We start from the raw sequence: 1,111 nt of genomic DNA on the forward strand, positions 1-1,111 counted from the left end.
GTTATAATTATTTTATGTAATTATATACTTTTTACTCGTTTTAAGCAATAAAATATTTTATTATTTTTTTAAGGAGTGATCCACAGTGGCTAAAATAAAACTAGCTAAAAGTACCGTCCCAAATGCATTTACTCTTACTAACCTCAGCTGCGGTATAATATCCCTAATAATGTCCTTTGAAGAAAATTATATATGGGCCGGCTTGTTTATATTGCTGGCATGTTTGGCTGATAGATACGACGGAAGAGTTGCTCGATTTTTAAAGGTATCCAGTGATTTAGGCAAAGAACTGGATTCACTGGCAGATTTAGTTTCTTTCGGAGTGGCTCCTTCAGTTCTCGCATTTAATCTCTATAATTTTTCTAACTTAGGCCTATTGGGCTATCTGCTGGTACTGCTGCTGCCAATATGCGGGGCATACAGGCTGGCAAGATTTAATATTACTGAATTTGATGGACAATTCTTCGGTATTCCCATAACTTTTGCAGGTATGTTCATGTCACTTTATTGTTTGATTACATTGAGACATCCTCTTCCTTCAGAAGTTACAATTCTACTTATTATAATACTTTCATATCTTATGGTATGTAAGTACAGATTTAAAAAATTTTAATCCTATATCTTAATAAAATTTTTTATAGGTACCAGTTAAACTTGTTGTTTAATGTAATAAAAGAAGAATAGGTACAGATCGGCTTTTTGCTTATTCTTCTTTTTTATTATCATCATATATCGTATCTAAGTTGTTCAAAAACAACTCCTCATCTATTTCTGTCTCCATATATTGTGCTTTCATTTTTCCCCTGATGATTTCAGTTCTCATTTTGCAATACTGTGCATATTCTACGGTAGATTTATCTATGGCACTTATGAGCTTATCGAGTATATCACCCAATTCATCTACCCTATGAAGAGCATCTTTTACCTCTTTCTTATGGGCAGATGCTATGGAATTTAATTCCCCTGCTCCTCCTATAAGTAATCTATAACAATTGGTTAGTTTAGACAATAAATCTGTCAGGTTATTTATATCACAATAATATTCTTCAATTATCTTTCTATGAGACATATCTATCACCCTGACTAAAATTTATAATATACTATAATATTT

General features: G+C 32.0%; 2 protein-coding genes. One reads left to right on the top strand and one right to left on the bottom strand.

Annotation, left to right across the window (positions count from 1 at the left end; translation table 11 throughout):
* The first annotated feature begins 85 nt into the window (after nucleotides 1-85).
* Nucleotides 86-613 carry a CDP-diacylglycerol--serine O-phosphatidyltransferase gene (pssA, locus tag J5G60_RS18435; protein ID WP_179978054.1) on the top strand — a complete coding sequence of 176 codons (528 nt, stop codon included), beginning with the start codon at nucleotides 86-88 and terminating at the stop codon, nucleotides 611-613.
* 90 nt (nucleotides 614-703) lie between these two features.
* On the opposite strand, the gene J5G60_RS18440 is transcribed toward pssA, so the two are convergent.
* A complete protein-coding gene (locus J5G60_RS18440; protein ID WP_150358074.1) occupies nucleotides 704-1,069 on the bottom strand; it encodes a hypothetical protein in 366 nt (121 codons plus the stop codon).
* Nucleotides 1,070-1,111 lie beyond the last annotated feature (42 nt).

Source organism: Clostridium sp. HV4-5-A1G (assembly GCF_900184915.1).
Taxonomy (GTDB): Bacteria; Bacillota; Clostridia; order Clostridiales; family Clostridiaceae; genus Clostridium_B; species Clostridium_B aromativorans.

What these genes read in the sequence shown, in the direction of transcription:
- J5G60_RS18440 (WP_150358074.1), bottom strand. Translation starts at nt 1,069, where the DNA reads ATGTCTCATAGAAAGATAATTGAAGAATATTATTGTGATATAAATAAC.